This is a genomic window from Mycobacterium sp. TH-M25 (assembly GCF_057473665.1).
Genome location: NZ_JBYCLA010000162.1, coordinates 1 through 5,662 on the forward strand (window position 1 = coordinate 1; position 5,662 = coordinate 5,662).

7 protein-coding genes and 1 pseudogene are annotated in these 5,662 nt (G+C 67.4%); all 8 read left to right on the plus strand.

Annotated elements, in window-relative coordinates:
- On the plus strand, positions 1-240 hold a 240-nt coding region (locus tag AC2VOU_RS05420), incomplete at its 5' end, for a chorismate-binding protein (RefSeq protein ID WP_486956441.1).
- Positions 233-880: a TIGR02234 family membrane protein gene (locus tag AC2VOU_RS05425; protein WP_486956442.1), complete on the plus strand. Its 648-nt coding sequence runs from the start codon at positions 233-235 to the stop codon at positions 878-880. The genes AC2VOU_RS05420 and AC2VOU_RS05425, both read left to right, overlap by 8 nt.
- 79 nt (positions 881-959) lie before the next feature.
- A complete protein-coding gene (gene trpC / locus AC2VOU_RS05430; RefSeq protein ID WP_486938073.1) occupies positions 960-1,778 on the plus strand; it encodes an indole-3-glycerol phosphate synthase TrpC in 819 nt (272 codons plus the stop codon).
- Between the two features lie 43 nt (positions 1,779-1,821).
- Positions 1,822-3,081, plus strand: coding sequence for a tryptophan synthase subunit beta (gene trpB, locus AC2VOU_RS05435; RefSeq protein WP_486956443.1), 1,260 nt, complete (start codon positions 1,822-1,824; stop codon positions 3,079-3,081).
- A complete protein-coding gene (gene trpA / locus AC2VOU_RS05440; protein ID WP_486956444.1) occupies positions 3,078-3,890 on the plus strand; it encodes a tryptophan synthase subunit alpha in 813 nt (270 codons plus the stop codon). Before trpB ends, trpA begins: the two co-directional genes overlap by 4 nt.
- Positions 3,887-5,104 (plus strand): annotated as a pseudogene (gene lgt / locus AC2VOU_RS05445) (prolipoprotein diacylglyceryl transferase); the annotation flags it as partial. The gene trpA and the pseudogene lgt, both read left to right, overlap by 4 nt.
- Before the next feature lie 5 nt (positions 5,105-5,109).
- Positions 5,110-5,517: a DUF2752 domain-containing protein gene (locus AC2VOU_RS05450; RefSeq protein ID WP_486956445.1), complete on the plus strand. Its 408-nt coding sequence runs from the start codon at positions 5,110-5,112 to the stop codon at positions 5,515-5,517.
- A 60-nt stretch (positions 5,518-5,577) separates the two neighbouring features.
- Positions 5,578-5,662: hypothetical protein (locus AC2VOU_RS05455; protein ID WP_486956446.1), on the plus strand; the 85-nt coding region annotated here is incomplete at its 3' end.

Consider the following 5,662-nt stretch of genomic DNA (forward strand, 5'->3'; position numbering starts at 1 on the left):
AAAACCCGGCGCGGTCTTTACGGCGGCGTGCTCGGCTACCTCGACTTCGCCGGGAACGCCGACTTCGCCATCGCGATCCGGACCGCGTTGATGCGCGACGGCACCGCCTACGTGCAGGCCGGCGGCGGGGTGGTGGCTGACTCCAACGGGCCTTACGAATACACCGAAGCGCGCAACAAGGCGCGGGCAGTGCTCAACGCGATCGCCGCCGCGGAGACCCTGAGCGGCCCCAATGGCTGACGCCCAGCCCGGCCCCGTTGGTCGACAAGTCCTGCGGGCGGCACAGGTTCTGCTGGTGTCTTCGGCCGCCGGTCTGTGGGCGGCCTCGCGGCTGACGTGGGTCGAGCTGAACGCATTCGACGGTTTGGGCCCCCCGAAGCGGGTCGCACTGTCCGGGGCGGGATGGTCGTCGGCCCTGCTACCGCTGGCGTTGCTGCTGCTGGCCACCGCGCTGGCGGCGCTCGCGGTGCGTGGATGGGCGCTGCGGGCGCTCGCGGTGCTGGTGGCTCTGGCCAGCCTGGCAACGGGATATTTGGCGATCGGCACGCTGGAGACTCCCGACATGGCCGCCCGGGGCGCCGAACTGTCGCACGTTCCGTTGCTGGAGCTGGTCGGCAGCCAGCGTCACTACCCGGGTCCGGTGATCGTCCTGGTGGCCGCGGTCGGCATCCTGGTCGCAGCCGCCCTGCTAATGCGCGCAGCCGCCTCGGCCGGGCGCACCGCCACGAAATATCTGGCGCCCGCGGCGCGCCGGTCCGCGGCACGTCACGATGACGAGGCACTGTCGGAACGTTCGATGTGGGACGAACTCGACGACGGTCGTGACCCGACCGACCCTGCCGACGATCCAGGCCCTGAACCTGCGACCGAGGGTCGGTGACGGACGCCACCGTGGCGCTCGCTACCCTCGAACGACGCCGTCAACCATCGGACAGCGGCCGGGGAGAGGAACCGACAGCATGAGTTCGGCAAGCGTGCTCGACTCCATCATCGAGGGAGTCCGCGTCGACGTTGCCGCTCGTGAAGCGGTCGTGGGCATGCCAGAGATCAAGGCCAAAGCCGAAGCTGCCCCGCCACCGCGTGATGTGATGGCGGCGTTGCGCGAGGCCGGTATCGGTGTCATCGCCGAAGTGAAGCGGGCCAGCCCGTCGGCGGGCGAGCTTGCTTCAATCGCCGACCCAGCCGCCCTCGCGTGTGCCTATGAAGACGGCGGCGCCCGTATCATCAGCGTGCTGACCGAAGAGCGCCGCTTCCGTGGCAGCCTCGCCGACCTCGACTCGGTACGCGCCGCGGTGTCAGTTCCCGTGTTGCGCAAAGACTTTGTGGTGGGTCCCTACCAAATCCACGAGGCTCGCGCGCACGGTGCCGACATGCTGCTGCTGATTGTCGCCGCGCTGGACCAGCCGGCGCTGGAGTCGATGCTGGAGCGCACTGAATCGCTGGGTATGACAGCGCTGGTCGAAGTGCACACCGAAGGCGAAGCCGACCGGGCGCTGAAAGCGGGTGCTCGGGTTATCGGCGTCAACGCCCGTGACCTACGGACCCTGCGGGTCGACCGGGATTGCTTTGCGCGCATCGCGCCCGGCCTCCCGTCGGACATCATCCGGATCGCCGAATCGGGTGTGCGAGGCCGGGCTGACCTGCTGGCTTACGCCGGTGCCGGCGCGGACGCGGTGCTGGTCGGGGAGGGCCTGGTCACCAGCGGCGATCCCCGCGCGGCCGTCGCCGACCTGGTCACCGCAGGTAAGCATCCGTCGTGTCCCAAGCCGGCCCGCTAACCCACTCGAATCCGATGCGCCGCTTAGTCGTTGAGCGTTTGTGATGGCAGACATCTTGCACTCGGACCTTCCGCGTTCCAGCGCCGCGGTCGCTGAACCCACCCAGCACGATCCCGACGCTCGTGGTCATTTCGGTGTCTACGGTGGCCGCTTTGTCGCCGAGGCATTGATGGCGGTCATCGAGGACGTCACCGCCGCCTACGAGAAGGTGCGCACCGATCAGGCCTACCTCGATGAGCTCGACCGTTTGCAAACCCACTACACGGGTCGGCCGTCGCCGCTGTATGAGGCGACCCGGCTCAGTGAGCGCGCCGGCGGGGCGCGCATCTTCCTCAAGCGAGAAGACCTGAACCACACCGGTTCTCACAAGATCAACAACGTGCTCGGGCAGGCCTTGCTGGCTCGTCAGATGGGTAAGACCCGAGTGATCGCCGAAACCGGTGCCGGCCAGCACGGGGTGGCCACCGCCACCGCGTGCGCGCTGCTCGGGCTGGACTGCGTGATCTACATGGGCGCCGTCGACACCGCCCGCCAGGCGCTCAACGTCGCCCGGATGCGCCTGCTGGGCGCCGAGGTCGTGTCGGTCGAGTCCGGATCGAAAACTCTCAAAGACGCCATCAACGACGCGTTCCGCGACTGGGTGACCAACGCCGACAACACCTACTACTGCTTCGGCACCGCGGCTGGGCCGCACCCGTTTCCGATGATGGTGCGCGACTTCCAGCGGGTGATCGGGCTGGAAACGCGGGTGCAGATCAAGGATCAAGCCGGGCGTCTGCCCGACGCCGTCACCGCCTGCGTGGGCGGGGGATCCAACGCGATCGGCATCTTTCATGCCTTTCTCGACGATCCCGGAGTCCGACTGGTTGGTTACGAGGCTGCCGGCGACGGTGTCGAAACCGGCCGCCATGCCGCAACATTCGCCGGCGGTTCGCCCGGCGCATTCCAGGGATCGTTCTCGTTCCTGCTGCAAGACGAGGATGGGCAGACCATCGAGTCGCACTCGATCTCGGCGGGCCTGGATTATCCCGGTGTGGGTCCCGAGCATGCCTGGCTGAAGGACAGTGGGCGAGCCGAATACCGTCCGATCACCGACACCGAGGCGATGGAGGCGTTTCGGCTGCTGTGCCGGACCGAAGGCATCATCCCGGCGATCGAATCGGCACACGCCATCGCCGGCGCGCTCCAGTTGGGCCTTGCGATGGGCAGCGGCGCCATCATTGTCGTGAATCTTTCCGGACGCGGAGACAAAGATGTGGAAGCCGCCGCGCAGTGGTTCGGGTTGCTGGACCCGAAACCATGACCGTCGAGCAGAGTGAAACGAGCCGCCTGCAAGCACTTTTCAGGACGTGCCGCGCCGAACACCGGGCGGCGCTGATCGGCTATCTGCCGACCGGATATCCCGACGTCCCGACGTCGATAGATGCCATGCAGGCGTTGACCGAATCAGGCTGCGACCTCATCGAAGTCGGCGTTCCCTACTCGGACCCCGGCATGGACGGCCCGGTGATCGCCAACGCCGCGGAGGTTGCGCTGCGCGCTGGCGTACGGGTGCGCGACACCTTGGCCGCCGTCGAGGCGATCAGTGCGGCGGGGGGGCGTGCCGTTGTCATGACGTACTGGAACCCGGTGCTGCGGTACGGGGTTGATGCTTTCGCCCGCGACCTGTCCGCGGCGGGGGGGTACGGGTTGATCACGCCGGACCTGATCCCCGACGAGGCCGATAGCTGGCTTGCAGCCGCCGAGCGGCATCACCTCGATCGCATCTTCCTGGTCGCCCCGTCCTCGACACCTCAGCGCCTGGCGGACACCGTCGCCGCGTCGCGCGGATTCGTCTATGCCGCTTCGACGATGGGGGTGACCGGAGCCCGCGACGTGGTGTCGAACGCCGCTCCGGAGTTGGTCGGCAGGGTCAAAGAGATTTCTGATATCGCCGTCGGAGTCGGACTGGGTGTTCGGTCGCGCGACCAGGCCGCCGAGATCGCCGGCTACGCCGACGGTGTCATCGTGGGTTCGGCGCTGGTCTCCGCGCTCGCCGAGAGCGTGGCCGCGATGCGTGCACTGAGTGAAGAACTCGCTGCCGGTGTCCGCCAGAGGATTTCGACCCCGTGACCACGACCGTCCTCGCCTACATCCCCAGCCCGCCGCAGGGAGTGTGGCATCTGGGTCCGATCCCGATCCGCGCCTATGCGTTGTGCATCATCGCCGGAATCATCGCGGCGCTGCTGATCGGCGACCGTCGCTGGGAGGCTCGCGGCGGAGAGCGCGGGGTGATCTACGACATCGCGTTGTGGGCCGTTCCGTTCGGGCTTGTCGGTGGCCGGTTGTATCACCTGGCCACCGACTGGCGGACGTATTTCGGAGCCGGTGGTGCGGGCCCGGTTGCTGCGCTGCGCATCTGGGACGGCGGCCTGGGAATCTGGGGCGCTGTCGCGCTGGGCGGGGTCGGTGCGTGGATTGCCTGCCGACGCCGGGACATTCCGCTGCCGGCCTTCGGCGACGCGATCGCGCCGGGCATCGTTCTCGCGCAGGCGATTGGACGCCTCGGGAATTATTTCAACCAAGAGCTCTACGGCCGCGAGACCACGATGCCGTGGGGCCTGGAAATCTTCTACCGCCGCGATCCGGCCGGGTTCGTCGATGTGCATTCCCTTGACGGGATGTCAACCGGGCAGCTCGCGATGGTCGTCCAACCGACCTTTCTGTACGAATTGCTCTGGAACCTGTTGGTTTTCGCGATTCTGATCGTCATCGACCGACGCTTCACGATCGGGCACGGCCGGTTGTTCGCCGCCTATGTCGGGCTGTACTGCGTCGGCCGGTTCTGGGTTGAGTTGCTGCGTGACGACACGGCCACCCACATCGCCGGCATCCGGATCAACTCCTTCACGTCGACCTTCGTGCTCATCGGCGCGGTGGTGTATGTGATCCTGGCGCCCAAGGGCCGCGAGGATCCAGCGACGCTCAGCGGATCGGCTGCCGAATTGCTGGAGCCGGACTCCATCGACGAGTCCAATCCTGAGACCAGCCCGGTCGATTCACCCGAGCTGACCCTGCCGGTGCTCGCTGCCGACAACGAAACCGAGGCCGACAGCCCCGAGCCCGTCGTCGCGGAGGCGGAAGCGGCTGAGGTCGACCCGCCTGAGGTCGAGGTCGAGCGGCCGGAGGCGCCCGGCGACGCGGCCGACGATGCGCAACTCGCCGGGCCCACCGAGGATGCCGATGCCGCCGGGGACGGCACGCCTGCAGAAGGCAGCGAAGGGGAACCCTCGTCTGACGAGTCCGAGGCCGACGAGCCGCAGTCGACCGAAGCGAAGCCGGACGAAGACTGATGTCTGGCCCAGCCGCACGCTGGGGTCCGCCGCGTCGGTATGCCGTGTTCGGCGCGCTGGTGGCGGGCGCGCTGGGCTACATCAGCCTGGTCGACCCGCATCAGCCGGACTCGATCTTTCCGGTCTGTCCGTTCCACTTGCTCACCGGGTTGAACTGCCCCGGATGCGGCACACTACGGATGGTCCATGATGTGCTGCACGGTGATCTCGCCGCGGCGATGAACGACAACGTGTTGTTTCTGATCGGCCTCCCAGCGCTGGCCGGATGGGTGCTGCTGCGCCGCCGCAGCGGGAAAGTGCCGTTGACACTCCCGGCGGCTGCAGCGGTGATGATCACACTTGTCGCCTGGACAGTGGTCCGCAACCTGCCCGGATTCCCCTTGGTTCCGACGTTGCTCACCGGTTAGCCCGCTGCCCGAAGCGGAGCTGACGCGAGATGGTCAGCTTGCGCGACTATGCTGATTTTCGTGGCAAGACGCGGAAAGATCGTCTGTACTCTCGGTCCGGCCACCAGCACCGAAGGGTCGGTCAGAGCGCTGGTCGAGGCGGGGA